Here is a 22453-nt window from a genome sequence, read left to right on the forward strand (position 1 = left end):
CGACTCGTCCGGTGAGTGGATAGACCTTCCGATTCCACGCCCCCGACAGGAACACCGAATGACCGCAATGCCATCGCCCCGCCCCGCCACGTTTGCGCTCAAGGCCCTGAACCTGAGCCTGGCCCTGGCCTTCAGCGCACTGCTGCCGAGCGCCGCCCAAGCCGCCGACAGCGTCAGTGAAAGCGCCAGCCGCAGCGTCAACATCGGCCCCGGCCTGCTCAGCCATGTGCTGGCGCAATTTGCGGTCAGCGTCGGCGTGCCACTGTCGTTCGATCCGGCGCAACTGGGCAATCGCCAGAGCCCCGGCCTGCAAGGCAGTTACACCGCCCAGAGCGGTTTTGCCCGGTTGCTGGAAGGCAGCGGTTTCGAACTGATCAGCACCGGCCACAACGGTTACACCGTGGCGCCGAAAGTTGCGGCGGACGGCGCGCTGGAACTGGGCGCCACCAACGTCAGCGCCCTGCGTGACGACAGCGGTGACACCTACGGCGGCGAACAGGTCGCCCGCCGCGCGCAGATCGGCATGCTCGGCAACCAGGAGGTCAACGACCTGCCCTTCAGCGTCACCAGTTACACCGCCAAGACCATGGCCGACCAACAGGCCCAGACCGTCGGCGATGTGTTGCTCAACGACGCCTCTGTGCGCCAGTCCAACGGCTTCGGCAACTTCTCGCAGATGTTCATGATCCGCGGCCTGCCGCTGGCCTCCGATGACATTTCCTATAACGGTCTCTATGGCGTGCTGCCCCGGCAGATCATCGCCGTCGAAGCGCTGGATCGGGTCGAACTGTTCAAGGGCCCGAACGCGTTCGTCAACGGCGTGACCCCGAGCGGCAGCGGCATCGGCGGCGGGATCAACCTGCAACCCAAACGCGCGATGGACACGCCGACCCGCAGCGTCACCCTCGACTACAGCGCCGACGGTCGGGTTGGCGGCCATCTGGATCTGGGCCAGCGCTTTGGCGAGGACAACCGCTTCGGCGCGCGGGTCAACCTGATGCAGCGCGAAGGTGACACCGCCGTCGATGACGAAGACCAGCGCTCGTCGCTGTTCAGCGTCGGCCTGGACTATCGTGGCGATCGCCTGCGGGTCTCGACCGATTTCGGCTATCAGAAGCAGGTCATCAACCAGGGCCGCTCGGTGGTCTATGTCGATTCGAGCCTGGCAAAAGCGCCCAAGGTGCCGCACGCCAACGCCAGCTACGCCCAGAGCTGGAGCTATTCGCAACTCGAAGACACCTTCGGCATGGCCCGCGCCGAATACGACCTCAACGACAACTGGACGGCCTACGTGTCCGGTGGCGCCAAGCACACCCGCGAGAACGGCGTGTACTCGTCGCTGACCGTCACCGACCTCAACGGCAACGCCCGTGGCGGCATGCTCTATTCACCCCACGACGAGGACAACCAGAGCGCCATGGCCGGGCTCAACGGCCGCTTCGACACCGGCCCCGTCACGCACCAGTTGAACCTCGGCTGGGCGGGCATCTGGGGCGAGCAGCGCTCGGCGTTCGAAACCATCGGCACCGCCGGGCGCTACAGCACCAACCTGTACAACGTCACCGACAAGCCGCGCCCGGCGCCCACCTCGTTCGCCAGCGACATCAGCGACCCGCGCATCACCGGCAAGAACACCCTGCGCAGCGAGGCGATTTCCGACACCCTCGGCTTCGTCGATGACCGCATCCTGCTGACCCTCGGCGTGCGTCGCCAGGAATTGAAAGTCGACGGCTGGAGTACCGCCACCGGCGCCCGCACCTCAAGTTATGAAGAGTCGATTACTACCCCGGTCTATGGCCTGGTGATCAAGCCGTGGGAACACGTGTCGTTCTACGCCAACCGCATCGAAGGCCTGGCCAAAGGCCCGACGCCGCCGACCACCGCGATCAACCGCGACGAAACCTTCGCCCCGGTGCGCAGCAAACAGATCGAAGCCGGCGTGCGCCTGGACATGGGCAGCTACGGCGCCAACCTCGGCGTCTATCGCATCGAACAACCGTCGAGCTACACCCAGGACGGAATCTTCCGGGTCGACGGCCAGCAGACCAACAAAGGCGTGGAACTCAACGTCTACGGCGAACCGCTCGACGGCCTGCGCCTGCTCAGCGGCGCAACCGTGATGAAGACTGAACTGGAAGGCAGCAGCAACGGTGTGAATGACGGCAACCGCGCCGTCGGGGTGCCGCGCTTCCAGTTCAACCTCGGCGCCGACTGGGACATTCCGGGTCTCGAAGGCGCGGCCCTCAGCGCGCGGATGTTGCGCACCGGCGGCCAGTACCTGAACGCGGCAAATACCCAGAGCATTCCGGCGTGGAACCGGTTCGACCTGGGTACGCGCTATGCCTTCAAACTGGATGAAAAGCAGATCACCCTGCGGGCCAATCTGGAGAACGTCGCCAACGAAGCCTATTGGGCCTCGGCCAACGGCGGTTACCTGACCCAGGGCACGCCGCGCACGCTGAAGGTTTCGGCCACCGTGGACTTCTGACCGCTCGTCATCCGGCCGGCACCAAGGGTTCGGCGCGTCTGACCAATATCAGGTAAATCCCCTTTCCGGAGACAAACCATGATGACGCGCAAACTCACCTCGCTGTTATTGATCGGCCTGCTGGCCACAGGCTCAGCTGCGACGTTCGCCGCCAATGACGGCGCCGATGCCACGGGCACCAAATCCGGCTCCACCAACAGCTCGCCCATGCCACCGGACAACACGCCCGGCTCGCCGTCCGGCGGTAGCGGCGCAGGCAATGGCACCGGCACCAACGGCGGCGCCAGCGGTTCCGGTTCCGGTTCGGGAGCGGGAGGTGGCACCGGTTCGGCCGGTGGCGGCACAGGCGGTGCCGGCGGTGGCACGGGCGGCTGAACGAACAAGAGCAGGTCATGGTGAAGGCCATGGCCTGTGTCTGAACCGATTCGATTTTGTCAGCGATCCGAACGCATCAGTTCGCCAACGCCAACGTCCATTGACAGCACGGCCGCGCGGTTGCGGCCGGCGTTCTTGGCCTGATACAGCGCCGCATCCGCGCGTTGAATGAACAGTTCCGGGCTGTCGTTGCCGGTCGGAATAAACGCATAGCAACCCAGGCTCACCGTGAGATACCCGGTGGGCGAACCGCTGTGGGTGATGTGCTTGTCCATCACGCTGCGGCGAATCTGCCCGGCAATTGCCAGTGCGCCGTTGATGTCGGTGTCCGGCAGCAGCACCGCGAACTCTTCACCGCCATAGCGCACCGCCAGATCGGACTTGCGCTGGCAGCAGTTTTTCACCACCTGCGCGACCTGCGTCAGGCAATGGTCGCCAGCCACGTGGCCGTAGGCATCGTTGTAGCGTTTGAAAAAATCGATATCGAGCATGATCAGGCTGACCGGGCTCGACTGCCGCGCACCGCGGGCAAATTCCACCTCCAGCGAGCGCTCGAACAGACGCCGGTTGGCCAGTCCGGTCAGGCTGTCGTGGGTGGCGATCTGTTCCAGCGCCTGCTGGGCCTTGCGCAGGTTTTTTTCGATCCGCTCGCCATCGCGCACCTGATGAATGAACACCCAGCCGAACAGCCCCACGCCGAGCATCACCAGCGCCACGATCACGCTGGACTGAAACGCCCGGTCATACCAGCCCTGGAGGATCGTGTCCCGGGACGAAGACGCCGCGACCACCAACGGGTAGCTTTCCAGCTGCCGGTAACCATAAAGACGCGCCACACCGTCGACCACCGAATCGATCATCGCGGTGCCGGCGGAGGCGTTGGGCAGCAGCTTCTGATAGATCTCGCCCTTGGCCAGCGAGGTGCCGATCAGAGACTCGTCGAACGGCCGACGGGCGAGCAACGTGCCGTCAGTCATGCCGAGAAACATCGTGCCGTTGTCATCCAGACTGAAGCTTTTGAAGAACTTGTCGAAGTACGACATCTTGATCCCGGCCAGCAACACGCCCTGGAAATTGCCGGCGCGGTCGTTGACCCGTTTCGAGATCGGGATGATCCACTCGCCGTTCTCGCGGCTGCGGATCGCCGGGCCGATGTGCGCCACACCCGACACGTTCTGCTGGTGAAACTTGAAGTACTCGCGATCGGCCACGCCATTGCCGCGCGGCAGATCCGGGAACGAGGTAATCACCCACTGCCCTTCGCGGTCGAACAGGAACATGCCGTGCAACTGCTCGAGTTGTTGCACTCGCCGCGCGAAGGTTCGCTGCAATCGCGGCTTCTGCGCCGCACCGTAGCCATCTTCCTGAACCCAGTCGACCAGGCTGGTCATCACCAGATCCGCCGCCAGAAACGTGTCTTCAGCCTGCTGCGCCATCGCCCGGGTCAGGTTGGCCGACGACACCTGCGCGTTGGCCAGATCCTGGCGCCGCGACTGTTCGATCTGCAAATACAGCAGACCGGACAGGCACAGACACACGGCAACGATGAACAACACCGCCGCCTTGCGCAGGGGCAAACGCTTGAGGGTGCCGCCGGGGGCCTGATGCGGATCGTGAATGGGGATAGGCAAAAGCGTGTCCTGGGCAGGTACGACAGGGGCAAAAGCCCGAAACCCTTGTTCTTGTGAGCGTAGCCCACCGGGTTGTGTGGGGCAACCAAGTGCCCTCGCGACGATCCCGACCCAGTTGCTATCGGCGCGCAGTGCAATTGGATGACCTGCGACGCAAATTATTTTTGCCTGCCCGTTTTTGCCCGCATCAGCCCTGACGGGCCAACCGCCGCATCGCACTGTGCAGATGCGCCCGCGCACTTTCCGGATCGCCCTCGCGCATCTGCTCGTACGCCCGCTGCGCCACCGCGTGCGGCACCGGTTTCAACACCCGTTGCGTGGCCATCGCCAGCAGTTGCACTTGCGCGGCACGCTCCAGGTAATACAGATCGTCCCAGGCTTCAGCGATGGTCGGCGCCGCGACAATCACCCCGTGATTTTTCAGGAACAGAATGTCGGCCTCGCCCATGACCCCGGCAATCCGGTCGCCCTCGCGCTCATCCAGCGCCAGCCCGTTGTAATGCTCGTCCACCGCCGTGCGCCCGTAGAACTTCAGCGCGGTCTGGCTCAGCCACAACAGCGGCGGCCCCTCCAGCAGGCACAACGCCGTCGCGTTCGGCATGTGGGTGTGGAACGCGACTTTTACTCGGGGCAGTCGCTGATGCAGGCGCGCATGAATATAGAAAGCAGTCGCTTCCGGCTGACCCTCGCCGTCCACCACGTTGCCGGCGACGTCGCAGACCAGCAGGTTATGCGGCGTGACTTCGGAAAACGCATAGCCGTACGGATTGACCAGAAACAGGTCATCGTGCCCCGGCAACATCGCCGAAAAGTGATTGCAGATCCCCTCTTCCAACCCGTGCAGCGCCGCCAGTTGAAAGCACGCCGCCAGCTCTTTGCGAGCGGTGATGACGGCTTCGCTGTCGAGGTTCAACGAGGCGTAACGCGCGGGTCGGGCGCTGCCGGTCAGGGTATGGGCCATGGCGAACCTCCTTTATGACCAGCCAAGGGATGCGAACAGCGGAAGAACTGCGTCCAGCGTGTTGAGGATCGCGTCGGGTCGATAGTCCGGCAGCAACTGACGACCGGTCCCTCGATCAATCCATACGCAGCGAAAATGCATGTCGCGGGCCGCCGTGTGGTCGAGCATCGGGCTGGCGCAGATGTGCACCACCTGATCGCGGCTGACGCCCAATTGCTCATGAGCGTAGTCGAACAGCCGCGGCGCCGGTTTGTAGGCACCGGCCTGTTGCGCGGTGATCACCCGGTCGATATGGCCGCCGAGTTGAGCGACGTTGCCGGCGATGATGTCGTCATCGGTGTTGGAGACGATGCACAGCTTGAAACCCTTGGCCTTGAGCTGCGCGAGGGTCTCGACGACCTCGGGAAACGGTGGCATCTGCGGAATCGCGGCGGCCAGGCGCTGACTGTCTTCGCTGGCACTCGCCAGGCCCAGTTCTTCCAGGGCCAGTTGCAGGCCGAGGGTGCTGAGTTCGCGAAACGAGCGGTGCGGCGGTGTCTGTTCCAGGCGATGTTCGTGGCGGTCGTAAACCTCGATCAGGCGCCCGGCATCGACCCGGTGTTCGCCCTTTTCGCTGAGGATCCGCTCGGCCACGGCGCGCAGGCCTTCGTCCCATTGAATCAAGGTGCCGTAGCAATCGAATGTCAGCCATTGCGGGCGCGGTGTGTTGATCAAGGTCATGGGGAATTCCTCTGCAAGTGAGGGCTTCAGCTTATGAACTCGGGGTGATAGTGTGAAATTAAATAAATAGCCGACCGTCAGTTGCCAAACAAATATCGAGGCCGCCGCCATGCTGGATCTGGAACTGCTGAAAACCTTCATCTGCGTGGTCGATGAAGGCAGCTTCACGCGCGCCGCCGAACGCGTCCACCGCACCCAATCCACGGTCAGCCAACAGGTACGCAAACTCGAAGACCTGGTCGGCCACGCGCTGCTGTTGCGCGACCGCACCGGGCTGAACGTCAGCGTCACCGAGCACGGCGAACTGCTGATTCACTACGCCCGCCGTCTGCTGGCCTTGTCCGCTGAGGCCAGCGAAGCCCTGGCCAGCGACCTGGATCTGGAAATCCTGCGCATCGGCATGCCGGAAGACTTCGACGCCCGACGCATGGCGCTGATCCTCGCCGGCTTCACCCGCAGCCACCCGCAAGCGCGACTGGAAACCGTCAGCGGCATGAGCCTCGACCTGCGCCAACGCCTCGACAGCGGCGAAATCGACATCGCCCTGATCAAACGCGAACCCGACAGCGGCCCCGCCTGGGCGACCTGGCCGGAACGACTGGTTTGGGTCAAAGGCGTGGAATTCGATGCCTCCACTGGCGTGCTGCCGCTGGCATTGTTTCCCCAGGGTTGCCTTTACCGGCAACGGGCAATCCGCCTGCTCGACGTGGCGCAACGCCCCTGGCGCGTGGCCTTCGGCAGCCACAGCCTGACCGGCATTCAGGCGGCGGTGGCTTCAGGGCTCGGGGTTTCAGTGCTGCCGGCTTCGGCAGTGTTGCCGGAACATCGGGTGTGCACGGACTTGCCGCCGCTGCCGCCGACGGAGCTGGCGCTGGTCAGCCGCGAGGGGGTGTTGAGTGGATTGCAGCGGGGGTTGGTGGAGTTTTTGCGCGGAGAATTGGGGGTGGATGCGGGGGGATTCGCTTGATCCCCCCAAATGGCGCTGAGCTCAGGGCTTGTTGACTTCGCGCAGCAGGTCGGCGACCGGGAGGTTCATGGTGTTTGAGTAGTAGGGTTTGTAGCCGTAAGCGGTGACGACGACTTTGCAGGGGATTTGTTGTTTGCCTGAGAGGAGTTGGTTCAGTTCGGCCGCTGACAGATTTCTGTCCGTACTTCTATCGCTAGAGGTTTCGATCAAAAACGCGCTGGTCAGATAGGAAAATCCCGTTTTGTTCGCCTGCCCCTTGTCCGAGGTAATCAAACCGAGGGCAGAAAACTGCATTGATTTATCAACCGCAAAGTCTTCGTCGTCTCCCAAGGCGCACTCAAGAGTACCCGACGCCATTCCTTTACGTTCGCCTCGGTCAAAAAGATCCAGAACATCCACGTCCGATTGATACCGAATGTCGTACAAGAGCGTTCGTTCTCTTACAACAGACACAAAGATCAAATTTGCCGGAGGCTTTACATGATCCTTTGCACACCCGGAGCAGATGACCAGAAACATGCAAAGAAGAAATTTATACCTCACGAGAACTCCTCCATGATCGATTCAAGCAGCAAGTCGCTGGCCGATTTATTGCCATCTATTCGCGCAGTAAACAGCCCCAACGCGTCGGCATGGTTGGCATCTACGTTAGCGTTCAGCGAAGGACCACAAGAAATCAGCCACTTTTCACCAAAGTCAGCCACCCCATCCGAAGGATCTCGTTGAGTAGGCGTGGCTTTAATGTTGATCCAGTCTGCCGCAACGGGTTCGGGACGTTCACGGTAAATGTCCGATCCCAGCCACACCAGAGCTCCTTCACCTACAGGGTCAAGGGTAATCAGCATTTGAACTCTGTAACCCCACTCCGACATTATTTTTGTCAGATGCGCACCGTTCCATCCGCCCAAGCTATGACCAACGATATAGACAGGACAACTTTTGTAGGGAATCAGGCTTAGAACATGTCTCTGAATATCCTTTTTTCCCCTGACCTCGTTGTAACCCAACCATTCTGACTTGTATCTTCCCTCGCTCTTCAGTGTTTCTGTACGACTATCAAGATTCAGCTTTGCAAAACGGATATTTCTGTATGGCCCTGAAAAGTAGTAACTCTCCTTATCCCCAGCGCCTCCCACAAACACAACAACCGCCTTGGTACTCTCCACCGGCACAGCCTTCACACTGACATCCTTCTTGTCCGTCAGCGTATGTTCCTTGTGCAGCTTGTAATTGTTGCCTTTCTCGCACGTAACCGTTTCCGCACCCATGCCTCATTCCTCCAGAAACAGTTTGATGGTTTCAGGAAGGTGCGAACTGATCGTGTGGGTAAAACCGGCGGCGTCAGACACGCCGTGCTCCATCCGACCGTCCGCGCGCTGAATCATGTACGGATGATTCGGCATCGGTTCGCCGGTGGTGTCGTTCACCAGCTGCAACTTGTCGGTGAAGTGCACCGGCATTGGCAGCAGGCCGCTGAAAGGGGCGTTCACCACGGTATCGCCGATGATCACGGTGCCAGATCCACCGATGACCACATTCCCATGCCCACCGGTGCTGTCCAGGGTGGCGGCGTTCAGGCCATTGATAAAAACCGTCGAGGCAACGCCACCGGTAATCGGGCTGCCGCACGCCGACTTGTCGGTCATTCGTGCAGCGGGCAGCCCGTCGAAATTCACATTCGGCGAACCGCTGACAATCGGGTTGGTGCCATGCCCCGGCAATGGGCAAGCGGTCGGGTCGGTCACTCGGGCAGCGGGTTTTCCGCTCATGAAAAAGCTCCTTGCAGTATCGCGTCATCATCCGTGGGGCGCGCAGCATGAACAAAGTCCTTCCATTGATCAAACCCGATTACAAAAAAATAGGCGCCTGAAAAGGCGCCTGTTTTTTATGGCCAGTAACCGATTGCGTTATCGCGACGGCGGCACCCGGATATCCCCCGCCCGGCACTGGGTTTTCACGCCCTTGCCGCAGGCGCCGAATTGCAGGTCCTTGCCCATGCACACGCGCACTTCCGAGAGTTCCGGGCCGTTGCAGATGACGGCGATGCCGTCTGACGGGATGCCCGGATTGCTCCTGCGGAACAGGTTGGCAATTTCCTGCGCTTCAAAATAATAAGAGCTACTGAACGGTTGCAACTCTTGCGGGATGTTCACCGCCGCCACCGCTTTGTCCGCTTCGTCCAGATAGCCCATCGCGCCGAGGCCGCTGCAGGTGCCGTGTTTGCTCCATTCGTGATCGAGCAGTTTTTTGGTCGGGAACAGCGTCAGGCCTTTGGCCGTTTCGGCGGCCGACAGGTTAGTCAGCGGCGGACAGGATTCCGGCCAGCCGCCCTTGGCGTATTGCGGCCAGAGGCCATGCAGGACAAAACCGTAACCCTTGCCGGTGCATTGCGGGTCGTCCTTGTGGGTCAGGCAAAAGGTCGGCGACCAGGACAACGTCAGCAGGTAGTAATCGAACACCCCCGCCACCGATTCCGCCTTGTTGGCAGACGACTGGCGTGCCGAACTCAGGCCGATGCTACCGACCGTCAGCGCAATCAGCGCCATAATTGTAAAAAGCTTTTTCATGTTCCCGTTCCTTGGGACGCGTGCGTCCGTGGTTTCTGTGGTCTGACCGTCACGTGGTCAGGGGCTGATTGAGTCACGCTTGTGTTGCAGACGCATGACGCAGGGCAAAACCTGCATTACTTTGAAAGGACTACGATGTTGTTGAACTCAACACAGGGAACCGACATGAGTAAAGCAGACGAACTCGCCGCGAAACTCAAACAAACCCGGCACACCCATGCTGACGAAATCACCTGCGCCGAACTGGAGATCGATTGCTGGCCGGCTCAGGTCTACGCCTTGTATCACCGCATCGAGGGCTGGTTGCAACCGGTCACCGAAGTAGGACTGAAGATTCGGCGAAATCCTACCCATGTTTGCGAAACTTCGCCGGATGGCGAGACCCACGACTACGCCATCGACCAGTTGATCATCGAAGCCAACCATCACAGCCTGACGTTCGATCCCATCGCCCGCTTCACCGAAGACGGCTCCGGGCGTGTGCAAATCGTCCTGCCGGGCCGCGAAGCATCGCTGCTGCGCACGGTCGATGAGCACGGTGAAAGCCATTGGTGGTTGCAGACGCTCGAAACCGGGCAACAGCTGGATGCGATTGCGTTGACGGAAAACAACCTGTTGTTGGTAGTCCAGGAAGGGCTCGGTTTGTAGGTTGAACCTGACACAACTGTAATCCGCCCCTCAGCCAGCTGAAAGCTGCCGCTGGTTAGCCTCCTCGTCATTGGTCAAACGGGGACTTCCAGCGCATGCCATCCACCACCTCAAGACGCACCTTCGTCAAAGGCCTCGCCGCCGGCAGTCTGCTCGGCGGCCTCGGCCTGTGGCGCACGCCGGTCTGGGCCTTGAACAGCCCCGGCCAGATAAATGAACTGAGCGGCACCGACTTCGAGCTGTTCATCGGCGAAACCCCGGTCAACTTCACCGGCCAGCCGCGCACCGCGATGACCATCAACGGCAGCCTGCCCGGCCCGCTGCTGCGCTGGCGCGAGGGCGATACGGTGACGCTGCGGGTGCGCAACCGGCTCAAGGACAGCACGTCGATCCACTGGCACGGCATTCTGCTGCCGGCCAACATGGACGGCGTGCCGGGCCTGAGTTTCAAGGGCATCGAGCCGGGCGGCGTGTACGTCTACCAGTTCAAGGTTCGCCAGCACGGCACCTACTGGTATCACAGCCATTCCGGCTTGCAGGAGCAGGCCGGCGTTTACGGGCCGCTGGTGATCGACGCGCGGGAGCCGGAGCCGTTCCACTACGACCGCGACTACGTGGTGATGCTCAGTGACTGGACCGACGAAGACCCGGCCAGCTTGATGAAGACCCTGAAAAAACAGTCCGACTACTACAACTTCCACAAACGCACCGTCGGCGATTTCATCCACGACGTCGGCGAAAAAGGCTGGGGCGCCACCGTCGCCGATCGCACGATGTGGGCGCAGATGAAGATGAATCCCACCGACATCGCCGACGTCAGCGGCGCCACGTACACCTTCCTGATGAACGGCCACGCCCCGGATGACAACTGGACCGGCCTGTTCCGCCCCGGTGAAAAACTGCGGCTGCGGCTGATCAACGGCTCGGCCATGAGCTACTTCGACGTGCGCATTCCCGGATTGAAAATGACCGTGGTCGCCGCCGATGGCTTGCACGTCAAACCGGTCAGCGTCGACGAGTTGCGCATCGCCGTGGCGGAAACGTATGACGTGATCGTCGAACCCGCCGCCGACGCCTACACCCTGTTCGCCCAGGCCATGGACCGCACCGGCTACGCCCGAGGAACCCTCGCCGCCCGCGCCGGTTTGTCGGCTCCGGTGCCGGCGCTGGACCCACGCCCGCTGGTGACCATGGACGACATGGGTATGGGCGGCATGGACCATGGTTCGATGGACATGAGCGCCATGGATCACTCAAGCATGAACATGGGTCCGATGCAGTCGCACCCCGACAGCGAAAAGGACAACCCGCTGGTGGACATGCAAGCCATGACCACCGCCGCGAAACTCGACGACCCCGGCCTCGGCCTGCGCAACAACGGTCGCCGTGTGCTGACCTACGCCGACCTGCGCAGCACGTTCGAAGACCCGGACGGCCGCGACCCGAGCCGCACCCTCGAGTTGCACCTCACCGGCCACATGGAGAAATTCGCCTGGTCGTTCAACGGCATCAAGTTCTCCGACGCCGAGCCGCTGCGCTTGAAGTACGGCGAGCGGATTCGCCTGGTGCTGGTCAACGACACGATGATGACCCACCCCATCCACCTGCACGGCATGTGGAGCGATCTGGAAGACGAAAACGGCAATTTCCAGGTGCGCAAACACACGATCGACATGCCGCCCGGCACCCGCCGCACTTACCGCGTGACCGCCGACGCGCTCGGCCGTTGGGCCTATCACTGCCATCTCCTGTACCACATGGAAATGGGCATGTTCCGCGAAGTGCGGGTGGAAGAATGAGGACGCCGACCATGACTCGATTTGCCGCGTTTTCGTTGTCACTCCTGTCGATGGCCCCGGCCTTCGCCGCCAGCGACATGCAGGGCATGGACCACAGCCAGATGGCTGATATGCAGGGCATGGATCACAGTCAGATGGCTGATATGCAAAGCATGGACGACGGCATGATGCAGCCCGCTGCGCCGACCGAAAGCCGCACGCCGATTCCGGCACTGACCGACGCCGACCGCGCTGCCGTGTTCACCAGCCACGCCGGGCATCAGGTCCACGACAGCGCCATCAACACTTACTTCCTCGCCGACAAACTCGAATGGCAGGACGCCGACGACGCCAGCACCCTGGCCTGGGATTTGTCCGGCTGGATCGGCGGCGACATCGATCGACTGTGGCTGCGCTCCGAGGGCGAACGCAGCAACGGCAAAACCGAAGACGCGGAAATCCAGGCGCTGTGGGGCCACGCGATTTCGCCGTGGTGGGACGTGGTCAGCGGCGTGCGCCAGGACTTCAAACCCGGCGCTCCACAAACCTGGGCCGCGTTCGGTCTGCAGGGGATGGCGCTGTACAACTTCGAAGCCGAAGCCACGGCGTTCCTCGGCGAAAACGGCCAGAGCGCGGTGCGGCTGGAGGGCGACTACGACATCCTGCTGACCAATCGCCTGATCCTGCAGCCGACCGCCGAACTCAACGTCTACGGCAAAAACGACCCGCAACGCGGGATCGGTTCGGGCCTCGCGAACACCGAAGCCGGGCTGCGCCTGCGCTATGAAATCCGCCGCGAATTCGCGCCCTACATCGGCGTGACCTGGAACCGTAGCTACGGCCACACCGCCGATTACGCACGGGAAGAAGGCGAGGATCGCAGCGAAGCGCGACTCGTCCTCGGCGTGCGGCTGTGGTTCTGAATCCCATCAAAAAACAACACCGAGGTCTTGCATGCGCACATTGAAAATCTCCCTCGTCCTCGCCAGCGGTTTGCTCCTGAGCACCCTGGCCCAGGCCCATCCGAAACTGCTGTCCTCGACCCCGGCCGAAGGTGCCGACGGCGCAGCGCCCGGCAAGATCGAACTGCGGTTTTCGGAGGATCTGCTGACCCAATTCTCCGGCGCCAAACTGGTCATGACCGAAATGCCCGGCATGGCCCACTCGCCGATGCCGATGAAGGCCAAAGTCAGCGCCGGCAGCGACCCGAAAACCATGCTGGTCACCCCGCTCTCGCCTCTGCCGGCCGGCACCTACAAGGTCGAATGGCGCGCAGTGTCGTCGGACACGCACCCGATCACCGGCAACGTCACGTTCAAAGTGAAGTGAGCGATGGCTGAACTGATCAACATCCTCCTGCGTCTGGCGTTGTATGTGGATTTGCTGCTGTTGTTCGGGCTGGCGTTGTTCGGGCTGTACAGCGTTGACGCGGTGCTGCGGTTTCGGCCGATGCTGCGTGGGATGGCGTTGATCGGGGCGCTGCTGTCAGTGGCGGGACTGGTGCTGATGACCCGCGCCATGAGTGGCGAAACGGAGTTCGCGGCGCTGTGGCCGCACCTGCAAATGATGGTGCTGGAAACCGACGTAGGGCTGGCGTGGACGCTGCGTATGATTGCGCTGATCGCCGTGGTGATCTGGCCGGGATTAAGGCTGGCATCGATGGCCGGCGCCGTCGCCCTCGCCTCCCTGGCCTGGAGCGGACACGGCGCGATGGATAACGCGTGGCATCTGCTCAGCGACATCCTGCACCTGCTCGCGGCGGGTGCGTGGCTGGGCGCCATGCTCGCGTTGATCTTGATGGCGCGGCTCGACGCACTGTGCAGCGAAGCGCGCATTCGTTCGCTGGCGGATTCCGTCAAACGCTTCGAAGGCGTCGGCGCGGCAATTGTGCTCATCCTCTCGGTCACCGGCGTGGCGAATTACCTGTTCATCGTCGGCCCAACACTGGGCGAAGTCCTGCTCGGCACCTACGGCATTCTGCTGGCGATCAAGGTTATGTTGTTCGGGGGCATGCTGGTGCTGGCCGCGTTGAACCGCTTCCACCTCGGGCCGTTGCTCGAACAATCGTTGCGCGCCGGGCAGCATCAAGTGGCGGCCAACGCCTTGCGCCGCAGCGTGGCATCGGAGCTGGTGATTGCGCTGTTGATCGTGGGACTGGTGGCGTGGCTGGGCACGTTGAGCCCGGAACCGGGATGACACCCGGCAAACCCATTCACTACACTGGCCCGCACTCCCACTGCACAAGCCCGATCTCCATGACAATTCCAAAAAGCACGATGATCTTCTGCGGCCTGCTGGCCATGGCCGGCGCCGCCCAGGCACAAGAACCGGCCTCGCACCTCGACACCATTCAGCAACAGGGCCAGTTGCGCGTCTGCACCACCGGCGACTACAAGCCCTACACCTTCAAACGCCCGGACGGCGGATTCGAAGGCATCGACATCGCCATGGCGCAAACCCTGGCCGACAGCCTCGGCGTCAAGGTCGAATGGGTGCAGACCACCTGGAAAACCCTGATGTCGGACATGCAGGCCGGCAAATGCGACATCGGCGTCGGCGGCATCTCGGTGACCCTCGAACGCCAGAAAAAAGCCTTCTTCAGCAACACCCTCGACGTCGACGGCAAGATCCCGCTGGTGCGCTGCGCCGACCAGTCCAAATACCAGACCATCGAGCAGATCAACCAGCCGAACGTGCGCCTGGTCGAACCCGCCGGCGGCACCAACGAAGCCTTCGTCCACGCCTTCCTGCCCAAGGCGCAACTGGCGTTGCACGACAACGTGACCATCTTCGAACAACTGCTCGACAACAAGGCCGACGTGATGATCACCGACGCCTCCGAAGCCCTCTACCAACAAAAACTCAAACCCGGCCTGTGCGCCGTCAACCCGAGCCAGTTCATGCAATACGGCGAAAAAGCCTACCTGCTGCCGCGCGACGACATCAGCTGGAAACTCTACGTCGACCAGTGGCTGCACCTGAGCAAAGTCACCGGCAAATACCAGAAAGTCCTGAGCGAATGGATCGCCGTACCCGCGGCCCAGTAACCCTCAATCGTCATGCATCAGACCGGAGCTGTACTGGTTGAAACTGTTGCCGATATTGCTCCCGCCGAACTTCAACGTATTCACGTTACGCGCCTCCGGCGACTGACAGTCGCTGGAGAAACAACTGGTGGTCGTCAGGCCACCGGAACCGGAACAGGCGCTTAAAACCGAGACGGTTGCGACGATCAACAGCGCTTTGAGTGGGTTGTTCATGGTGTGTGGCGCTCGGGTGGGATCGGGATCTTGTAGAGGGATCGTAGGCCTGTGCGGGTGGCGGGAAGATGAAACTTGCGGAGATTTCAGCGTGGGTTCAGGTTCGGCCTTTCACAAAGGTTTACATCGGTTTTTCAGTTCGCTCGGTATAGTTTTTTGCAACTTGAGCAACCCAGAGAACCCGCAATGCCGTCGACCAGCCAGTTGGTAAATCCTGACCTGATAAAGATTCGACGGCTGTTCACAACGCCCCTCGCCAGCCTCCAGTATCCCGATGCTGCAAAACTTAATTCCCAACTGAAAACCATCATCACAACCCGCATGGCGCAAGATCGTAGCGGCGCCCAGCGCAGCAACGAGGGCGGCTGGCAGTCCGCGAACGACTTCCATGAATGGGGCGAAGAAGCCAGCGACGCCTTGGTGACATTCGCCAAAGCGTTCGCCGTGCAAATGACGGCAGTGCACAGCGAACAATTCGGACTGACCGAACCGAGTTTCGAATGGAAACTCAACGCCTGGGCCAACGTGAATACCGCAGGCCACAGCAACGCCCTCCACGGACATCCGGGCGCCTTCTGGTCAGGCGTCTACTGGGTGGACGCCGGCGGCCGAGAAGACGACCCGACCGTCGGCGGCGACCTGGAATTCGCCGACCCACGCGGCATGGTCGCCTCCACCTACAACCCCGCACTGCGAATGCGCGTCGAAGACTGCATCACCGCCGGCTTCAGCAGCACCTGCGCCGCCAGCAGCGGCACCTTCATCATGTTTCCGTCTTGGTTGATGCATTCGGTTCGACGGTTTGAAGGGACGAGACCAAGGATTTCGATTGCGTTTAATTTTGGTGCTTGAGATTCCAGAGTTGATAAGTTGCTTACGGTTCTAAGCTTCAGAACAAATCAATTCAATCTCGTTTTTTGGTGCGTTTTGAAAGCTACATTCCCGGTCGCCCTTGGAAGCAAGGCTGACACCATCGCATGACAGGACGTCAAAAATGGCTGAACCAACCACTCGGAAGACATCTTCCACCAAGCGCGATTGGGCGTTAGCGACTGAGAAAGAGCGCTCCCACGTCTATTGGGCACTGTCCGACGCGTTTGTAGACAACGAGGTCAACTACGAATCCATCGCGTGCCAGACCGAAGATTACGACCCGCAAGAGATAAAGCGAATTCTCTACGAGGAAGTCGCCCCTGTCTGCCATTCGAACCTTGAGACAGTGATCCCGATGATCTGGTCTGCTTTCAACCTTGAACAACTAACGTCTGACATCAGGGAAAATCAGAAGGCCCGAGAGCGCAGTCGTTATCGACGCCTAATAGACAAACTGCTGATACGTTGGCTTGAGTTCCGATACAGATACATATGGAAAGAAATCTCCAGGCACTATCCAAAATAATCAGCGCTATGCGCACATTCTCTACTGTCCTTCCCTTCATCGCACGGGTGACGAACCCTCCGCGACAGCAAGCTGCCCGTCTGCCGCAGAGGGTCGCAACGATCTACTTCAGCTCGACGTTATCCAGCGCCTGATTCACCGCCAAAGACCCCAACATCACCAACTGCGCAATGCCGATGGCGGTTTTACGGTGGGCGGGTTCCAGGGTGGCGGCGAAGTTGTTGAGCATTTCGGAGGCTGATCCCAGGGACTCGCTGGCGTTGGCGAGCAGGGATTCGGTGTCGTAGGCCGGGTTGGCGAAGTACATCGGGTCGCGTGGGGTGTGGCTGCCCATGATCCGTTGCTGTGGGGTGAGGTAGTGATCGAGGGCGCGCTCGGCGGCTTCGTTCAGGGTTCGTGAATCGGGGAATTTGTAGGGGGAGACTGGATCGGTTTCTGGTGGGTTGGGTGTTGGTTTGAACATGGATGAAACTCCTAACACTTTTAGTGAAGGCTTCACCCTTTCGCTACCAAACGAAGGGTGGCGGCCATGAACAGGTTGGTAGACCGGGTGTTAGGAGCCGGCGCGCCTGAAGACGCCCTGTACATGACCACCATAGACCCCCGATCGAAAGCACGACCGGAGACGGTGACGTTGTACATCTAACACACGGGCTACCAAACCCGATCACTGGTTTTCAGTGACCCGAGAACGATAAAAGCCTGGGGCTAGACGCACAAGCCGGCGGATTCTGTCTTAGGTGTAGGGGGTGGCGCAAGGTTGTGTAGGGCCTGGATGACGAGAGAGTGAGTCATTTAAACGAGTGAGTTTTTAGGTTTAAAACAGCCCCAGTTCTTGTGCTTACTAGACGCCGTATCTACCGCGGCATCTCTGTCTGACCAGTGATGGATTGGAATGGTTTTCTCTAAGACCATTGAAAAAAGGGCCTTTAAGGCATATTGAATTGGGCCCATACCATTCTCGTCCCCCCATTCAAAACCGTGCCAAGCGGATGCAGCTCTGACTAGCTTCGCCGCAGTACCTTTTTTTTGCGTTGTTTTACTTGAAAATGTTCTAGCGTGGTTGTGTTCCTCCAGCGAAACCGTGAGCATGCTACACCACCTATAAGCCTCACACTTCAAAAGGACATTGGTATGCCTCAAACAATTGAACGGTACGTCATATGGAACAACAAAGGCGGTGTAGGAAAGAGCACGATCGCTTTTCATGCGGCTACTCGTTACGCAGAAAGGCACCCTGAAAAGCGCGTACTCGTTATTGACCTCTGCCCTCAGTCCAATTCGAGCATGATGATTTTAGGGGGTGGGGAAGACGGGGAAAACCATGTTCTGAATCTCTGTACTGAGGCGACCCCTCGTACAGTCGTGGGTTACATGAGTACTGTCATCGCTGGAGGCCAGGGCGCCCCTTTGCCGGACCCATATCAATTCTTGGTTCAGGCCAGTTCCGTAAACCCTTCGGTTCCAGATAATCTTGCACTGCTTTGTGGTGATGGAAACCTCGAACCTATGTCACCCGCAGTAACGGGAGCAGCCAATGCACCAGCGCTCACTCCAGCAAGCCAGCCATGGCGTTGGGTGCATCTAATCTTCAGGTCACTAATAGACTCGTTCGCAGCCAGAGAACCAGACTCCGACCTCACAGTGTTTATTGACACCAACCCAAGTTTTTCGATTTACACAGAGTTAGCCATTTCAGCTGGCGATAAGCTAATCGTTCCCGTCAATGCGGATGACTCTTCCCGTGTTGCAGCAAACGCGCTGTTCATTCTTCTTCACGGGCAACAGCCACCACATCCTATCTATGGCGCGTGGACATTCGCCGTAAGAGCAGCAGGTTTTGGCATGGTGGTCCCAAAAATTCATACCATCGTGGGTAATAGGCTTACACAGTACGAAGGAGCAGCAAGTGCTTTCGCAGCGCTCTCCGATGCCACTGCCGACGCACTATTTCGGCAGTATCAAGCGTCTCCTCACTTCTTCACACCGCGACTCGTCATGGCTACAAACCTTCAAACCTTTCGAGATCTTTACTCCGTTGCACTTCGTGATTTCAACACAGCGGGGGTAGTAGCCGCTCATCTGGGGCGGCCACTGTCCCAACTGACTGGCGGTTATTACAACGTTCACGGACATAGCATTCAAATCAACGGCGCTCGAGTTGCAGAATGTCAGAGCGCGGTCGACAGTTTAATAAATATGCTTTGACCCCACCCTCGTTTCCAGCTTCCTCCGAACTGATAACGAGAGAAAAATGGAAATGAAAAATTGACAAATAGGTGACAAATAGGGACAGATTTATTTACCAGCTAGAAATTTAAAAATAAATCCGTCCCCTTTTGTTCGTCCCCTTTTGTTCAGAAAAAGGATTGCACATGAAGTACAAAACAAGTGATGTTTTTGGCGTCCGAAGTCAACTTATTGAGTCATATATAGAAAGACCCAGCGTTGACGAACTTTTTAGCGCAGCTTTAAAAGATAAAAATCAAGTAATAGTTTATGGATCTTCAAAACAAGGAAAAACATCTCTTACCCTCAAACATCTAAACCCTAGGGAATACGTAAAAGTTGAATGTTCCCCGCAAACCCAAGCCATCGATATTTATCGTTCAATCCTAAGACAGTCAAATATCACTTATTTCGAAAGCGATACACAAGGACTTAGCTTTGAAATCGCATCCAACATAAACGCAGGAGTAAAAGTAAAAGTACCATTCATGGGTGAGGCAAACTTCGGCGCCGGAACAGGCGACAAACAGACCCAAATCAACACATCAAAAGAACTATATATCGAATACAACTTAGAACTAGCCCAAGACGTATCTGAGCTACTTAGAAAAAAGGGGATAGAAAAATTCATAGTACTTGAGAACTTCCACTACCTCTCTTTAGAAGTACAGGAAAGGCTAGCCTACGACTTACGAGTATTCCAAGATCTCGGAGTAATTTTCATCGTACTCGGTATATGGCGAGAGGCAAATCGATTAGTACAATTTAATGGAGACCTCCTGGATCGGGTAACTGAGGTTCCCGTTGAGCCTTGGCTAGACGAAGACTTCGAGAAACTTATAGAAAAAGGTTCAAGATTACTAAACGCTGACTTTAGTAACATTCAAGAAAAACTCATAAAATCTTCATTTGACAGCGTTGGCGTTGTGCAGGAGCTTTGCAAACAATGCTGTATTGCTGCGGGCATAACAGAAACTGCCGAATCAATAGTTTCAATAACCCAAGACCATTTAACTGTAGCGCTAGCAACGAAGGCTGGAGACTATGGCGGACGACACATCCGTAATTTTGAATCCTTTGTCGACATCGCACGAAAAACAAGCAATCAAAGTGGAAAGCCATCTTTAGCCTTTCCATTTTACTTTATACATCTTCTTTTAAAGACTGATCTAGACAATATTGAACAAGGTCTATCTCGATCCACCTTACTAGAAGGCATTCGAAAAGTTCACCACAGACCAGACGATGTAAGATCCGGTGATCTTGGCGCTTTTCTACATAACATCACTCAACACCAAATAAACAAAAGAATCCAACCACCATTTGTAGACTATGATCGAGGAAGCAAGCTCTTAAAAATCATCGACTCGTCACTTTATTTTTTCTTACGTCATTGCGATCGTGAATCTATACTATCTGACATCCCACATCCAATTCTAGATTTCTCAGATGATTTACTCACTGGGTTAGACGAAACAGAATCAGCAACATAACAAACTTAAATTTTAGCGCCTGCCACACAGGCGCTAAACAACAGTAGCAATGGAGACAGACTTATTTAACACCTAGAAATCCAAAACAAATAAATCTGCCCCCTTTGCTCCTCAAAAAATTAAGGAAATAAGATGCTGAAGCATAATTTGCTGCACGGGGATGCAGTAGATGAAGGAGTTACAGGGCTAGCCAGTTGCTACAACGCCAAAGGCCAATATGTGCCGATGCATTTTGTAATCAGGCTAAGACGAGACATCCATTTAAAACTAGAAGGAGCAGTTGATGATATAGGAGTAGGAAGTGCTGTCGATTTCGATACATTGCAAGCATTCTCTACGTACTTTCACGAGACAATACATTGGTGGCAACATATAGGCTCAACGTCGGGCTTTACGCTTACCTTGTCACATCCTACCCAGACGCACATGAACTCTCAACTCCTTTCAGAGTTCTCAAAGACTACCGGACTCGTAAAATCCATCATTTCATATAACAAAGCTAACGCCACTGAATTCATCCCAACATCACGGGAATTTATCATTATAAATGAACTGCTAAATAATTTTTATGACATAGAGTTTTTCAAGCTTATCGCGTTCAACTCAAAATACGCTCAGCAGATTCAACGTAATAGTTTTTTCGAGTCCTGGGGGCATTGCAACATTGTAACCCTTATAAACCTATGGGCGGTAATATCATCCCCTTTCGATGATCACTATAGATTAAAGTTCACTCCAGACATTAATAGTTGGAAACAGGATTATGAAGACCTGCATCAGCGCCGAGTGCAGAACTTTTATCACGGGTCGCCGCTGTATGTAACGAAGATAGGCGTGCTTGAGTTATATGAAGGCCAAGCACGATTTTGCCAGATGCAATACTTATATCTGGCCTCAGGGAATAATATTGGATGGGATGAATTTGAAAAAATGGGGATGCTTGAAGGTGAGTATTACCTAGCCTTCAGTGACTTCCTCAAAGCCCTAGATATTCCAAGACCGCCCAATGTGGCATCTCCAGTAGTAGGTTTATTCCTTTTAATGGTTGACGTAGCAATCAATCCATCTCAAGGGTTCCCATTTGACATCAACAACATGGAGCGTATTGTCGAATCGGTTAACCCCGGATATAGATTTTATAGATTATGTCAGGCTGTAAATGAAATCCATCCCGAGTTAAAACACGGGATTAATGAATACTCTTGCGACGAATACATAAGAATTTCAGGCATTCTCGCGAACGCTATTGGATGCAGATCACCACACGAAATTTCGGCCGAGATTTGCACTTGGGAAACACAAGATAAAAACATCGAAACCTTAATGAAAGAAGAAGAACAATTTAGTTTTGCCCCGGCAAACATGCCTATCAGACTAATGACATCTAAGTTTATAAAATTCCAAAAAGAGAAAGTGTCAAGACCGGAATTTTTCTGTTGGCCAGGAATTTTTATGGCTGGTGAAAATGCATCTGTAGAAAACATGTCTGTCTTTGCTAGAAATCAATCGCTTTTTTGCGATGGCGTGGATGGAGATATATATCCGCGCAGTCAGGAAGGAAAGTCCGAGGAAGTCGTAAAAGACACTTTCTCTCAGTTTTATACCTGGATGGCTTTTTACCAATTTTCTCGCCAATGGATTACCGAGGATGGTCCTTTCGATTATGATTTCCTGTGGCTCACCAGCAAGTTCTCCAATGAAGAAATTAAGGATTGGGTTGATAGACATTTTACTAGGTGGTGGGGATTTTCTCCGGATGACTTTGTAAATAAAAAATTTTAGCCGATGTATTTATTCTCGAATGATCCAATAGGATTAAACAAAATAGCAACAAAATGGGGACGAATTTATTTACCGCCCCCTTCTTGCTAAACAAATAAATCTGTCCCTTTTTTTTATTCCAAAAACATACAAAACACACAAAACACACACAGACT

The 22453-nt window shown here is 57.2% G+C and carries 24 protein-coding genes; 14 read left to right on the top strand and 10 right to left on the bottom strand.

The window, feature by feature from the left end:
* Positions 1–58 precede the first annotated feature (58 nt).
* Positions 59–2488: a TonB-dependent receptor gene (locus AWU82_RS05580; RefSeq protein WP_064380938.1), complete on the top strand. Its 2430-nt coding sequence runs from the start codon at positions 59–61 to the stop codon at positions 2486–2488.
* Between the two features lie 78 nt (positions 2489–2566).
* Positions 2567–2863, top strand: coding sequence for a hypothetical protein (locus AWU82_RS05585; RefSeq protein WP_064380940.1), 297 nt, complete (start codon positions 2567–2569; stop codon positions 2861–2863).
* Positions 2864–2922: 59 nt separating this feature from the next.
* On the opposite strand, the gene AWU82_RS05590 is transcribed toward AWU82_RS05585, so the two are convergent.
* From AWU82_RS05590 to AWU82_RS05600, 3 genes are all read right to left on the bottom strand, one after another.
* On the bottom strand, positions 2923–4494 hold the full coding sequence (locus tag AWU82_RS05590) for a sensor domain-containing diguanylate cyclase (protein WP_064380942.1): 1572 nt from the start codon (positions 4492–4494) through the stop codon (positions 2923–2925).
* Positions 4495–4681: 187 nt separating this feature from the next.
* Positions 4682–5455 (bottom strand): aldolase, encoded by a 774-nt coding sequence (locus tag AWU82_RS05595; protein WP_064380944.1) that lies wholly within the window; start codon positions 5453–5455, stop codon positions 4682–4684.
* Between the two features lie 12 nt (positions 5456–5467).
* Positions 5468–6175, bottom strand: coding sequence for a haloacid dehalogenase type II (locus tag AWU82_RS05600; RefSeq protein WP_064380946.1), 708 nt, complete (start codon positions 6173–6175; stop codon positions 5468–5470).
* A gap of 109 nt (positions 6176–6284) precedes the next feature.
* On the opposite strand from AWU82_RS05600, the gene AWU82_RS05605 reads away from it, so the two are divergent.
* Complete coding sequence (locus AWU82_RS05605) at positions 6285–7142, top strand: LysR substrate-binding domain-containing protein (protein ID WP_064380948.1); 858 nt, start codon at positions 6285–6287, stop codon at positions 7140–7142.
* 21 nt (positions 7143–7163) lie between these two features.
* Here AWU82_RS05605 and AWU82_RS05610 read toward each other — a convergent pair whose 3' ends face one another.
* From AWU82_RS05610 to AWU82_RS05625, 4 genes are all read right to left on the bottom strand, one after another.
* Positions 7164–7568: a hypothetical protein gene (locus tag AWU82_RS05610; protein ID WP_223290674.1), complete on the bottom strand. Its 405-nt coding sequence runs from the start codon at positions 7566–7568 to the stop codon at positions 7164–7166.
* 113 nt (positions 7569–7681) lie between these two features.
* Positions 7682–8410 (bottom strand): alpha/beta hydrolase, encoded by a 729-nt coding sequence (locus AWU82_RS05615; protein ID WP_064380951.1) that lies wholly within the window; start codon positions 8408–8410, stop codon positions 7682–7684.
* A 3-nt stretch (positions 8411–8413) separates the two neighbouring features.
* A complete protein-coding gene (locus AWU82_RS05620; protein WP_011335137.1) occupies positions 8414–8911 on the bottom strand; it encodes a PAAR domain-containing protein in 498 nt (165 codons plus the stop codon).
* Between the two features lie 138 nt (positions 8912–9049).
* Positions 9050–9709 carry a ribonuclease T2 gene (locus tag AWU82_RS05625; RefSeq protein ID WP_064380953.1) on the bottom strand — a complete coding sequence of 220 codons (660 nt, stop codon included), beginning with the start codon at positions 9707–9709 and terminating at the stop codon, positions 9050–9052.
* Positions 9710–9874: 165 nt separating this feature from the next.
* On the opposite strand from AWU82_RS05625, the gene AWU82_RS05630 reads away from it, so the two are divergent.
* From AWU82_RS05630 to AWU82_RS05655, 6 genes are all read left to right on the top strand, one after another.
* Positions 9875–10357 carry a hypothetical protein gene (locus AWU82_RS05630; RefSeq protein ID WP_045121792.1) on the top strand — a complete coding sequence of 161 codons (483 nt, stop codon included), beginning with the start codon at positions 9875–9877 and terminating at the stop codon, positions 10355–10357.
* Between the two features lie 95 nt (positions 10358–10452).
* Positions 10453–12156 carry a copper resistance system multicopper oxidase gene (locus tag AWU82_RS05635; protein WP_064380955.1) on the top strand — a complete coding sequence of 568 codons (1704 nt, stop codon included), beginning with the start codon at positions 10453–10455 and terminating at the stop codon, positions 12154–12156.
* An 11-nt stretch (positions 12157–12167) separates the two neighbouring features.
* Positions 12168–13058 carry a copper resistance protein B gene (locus AWU82_RS05640; protein ID WP_064380957.1) on the top strand — a complete coding sequence of 297 codons (891 nt, stop codon included), beginning with the start codon at positions 12168–12170 and terminating at the stop codon, positions 13056–13058.
* A 31-nt stretch (positions 13059–13089) separates the two neighbouring features.
* Complete coding sequence (gene copC, locus AWU82_RS05645) at positions 13090–13464, top strand: copper homeostasis periplasmic binding protein CopC (RefSeq protein WP_064380958.1); 375 nt, start codon at positions 13090–13092, stop codon at positions 13462–13464.
* Between the two features lie 3 nt (positions 13465–13467).
* On the top strand, positions 13468–14331 hold the full coding sequence (gene copD, locus AWU82_RS05650) for a copper homeostasis membrane protein CopD (protein WP_064380960.1): 864 nt from the start codon (positions 13468–13470) through the stop codon (positions 14329–14331).
* A gap of 59 nt (positions 14332–14390) precedes the next feature.
* Positions 14391–15182, top strand: coding sequence for a transporter substrate-binding domain-containing protein (locus tag AWU82_RS05655; protein WP_190241539.1), 792 nt, complete (start codon positions 14391–14393; stop codon positions 15180–15182).
* 3 nt (positions 15183–15185) lie between these two features.
* On the opposite strand, the gene AWU82_RS05660 is transcribed toward AWU82_RS05655, so the two are convergent.
* A complete protein-coding gene (locus AWU82_RS05660) occupies positions 15186–15395 on the bottom strand; it encodes a hypothetical protein (RefSeq protein WP_064380963.1) in 210 nt (69 codons plus the stop codon).
* A 186-nt stretch (positions 15396–15581) separates the two neighbouring features.
* Here AWU82_RS05660 and AWU82_RS05665 point away from each other — a divergent pair, with 186 nt between their 5' ends.
* Positions 15582–16247: a TIGR02466 family protein gene (locus AWU82_RS05665; RefSeq protein ID WP_064380964.1), complete on the top strand. Its 666-nt coding sequence runs from the start codon at positions 15582–15584 to the stop codon at positions 16245–16247.
* Between the two features lie 142 nt (positions 16248–16389).
* On the top strand, positions 16390–16794 hold the full coding sequence (locus AWU82_RS05670) for a DUF7079 family protein (protein WP_064380966.1): 405 nt from the start codon (positions 16390–16392) through the stop codon (positions 16792–16794).
* Positions 16795–16897: 103 nt separating this feature from the next.
* On the opposite strand, the gene AWU82_RS05675 is transcribed toward AWU82_RS05670, so the two are convergent.
* Together AWU82_RS05675 and AWU82_RS05680 are read right to left on the bottom strand one after the other, a co-directional pair.
* Complete coding sequence (locus AWU82_RS05675) at positions 16898–17257, bottom strand: DUF6124 family protein (protein WP_064380967.1); 360 nt, start codon at positions 17255–17257, stop codon at positions 16898–16900.
* A 332-nt stretch (positions 17258–17589) separates the two neighbouring features.
* A complete protein-coding gene (locus AWU82_RS05680) occupies positions 17590–17886 on the bottom strand; it encodes a hypothetical protein (protein ID WP_190241540.1) in 297 nt (98 codons plus the stop codon).
* 42 nt (positions 17887–17928) lie between these two features.
* On the opposite strand from AWU82_RS05680, the gene AWU82_RS05685 reads away from it, so the two are divergent.
* The 3 genes from AWU82_RS05685 to AWU82_RS05695 all read left to right on the top strand — a co-directional run bounded on the left by AWU82_RS05685 (position 17929) and on the right by AWU82_RS05695 (position 22298).
* Positions 17929–19002, top strand: a complete 1074-nt coding sequence (locus AWU82_RS05685) for a ParA family protein (protein WP_190241541.1) — start codon at positions 17929–17931, stop codon at positions 19000–19002.
* A 167-nt stretch (positions 19003–19169) separates the two neighbouring features.
* Entirely contained in the window at positions 19170–20516 is a 1347-nt protein-coding gene (locus AWU82_RS05690; protein ID WP_190241542.1) for a hypothetical protein, read from the top strand.
* Positions 20517–20648: 132 nt separating this feature from the next.
* Entirely contained in the window at positions 20649–22298 is a 1650-nt protein-coding gene (locus AWU82_RS05695) for a hypothetical protein (RefSeq protein ID WP_064380969.1), read from the top strand.
* Positions 22299–22453: the final 155 nt, after the last annotated feature.

The organism is Pseudomonas glycinae (genome assembly GCF_001594225.2).
Lineage (GTDB): Bacteria > Pseudomonadota > Gammaproteobacteria > Pseudomonadales > Pseudomonadaceae > Aquipseudomonas > Aquipseudomonas glycinae.